Annotated in this window: 1 protein-coding gene; it reads right to left on the reverse strand. The window is 53.7% G+C overall.

The features are described from left to right. The coding region (gene ruvA, locus H0X90_RS35415) for a Holliday junction branch migration protein RuvA (RefSeq protein WP_196438447.1) at positions 1-428 on the reverse strand (428 nt) is incomplete at both ends.

The following is a 428-nucleotide window of genomic DNA, read 5'->3' on the forward strand; positions in this document are numbered from 1 at the left end:
TTATAGCCCAGTGCCACCAGCGCAGCAACCGCTTCCTGTTCAGCATCGTCGGTCGCCGGGCTGGCAGGAGACGTGAGTACCAGGTCGGCGGCTGGCGTAAAGAGATCGCCATGCAAACCTTTAAATCGGTCTTTCATTTCGACAATCAAACGTTCGGCGGTTTTTTTGCCAATACCCGGCAGTTTCACCAGTGCCCCCACTTCTTCACGCTCAACGGCATTAACGAACTGCTGCGCTGACATTCCGGAGAGGATCGCCAGCGCCAACTTCGGGCCGACGCCGTTGGTTTTGATCAACTCTTTGAACAACGTGCGCTCTTGTTTATTGTTAAAACCGTACAGCAGTTGCGCGTCTTCACGCACCACAAAGTGGGTGAAAACGATCGCTTCCTGACCCGCTTCAGGGAGTTCATAAAAACAGGTCATCGG

Origin of the sequence: Burkholderia sp. 9775_39, from assembly GCF_015712225.1 — a bacterium.
GTDB classification, from domain to species: domain Bacteria; phylum Pseudomonadota; class Gammaproteobacteria; order Burkholderiales; family Burkholderiaceae; genus Burkholderia; species Burkholderia cenocepacia.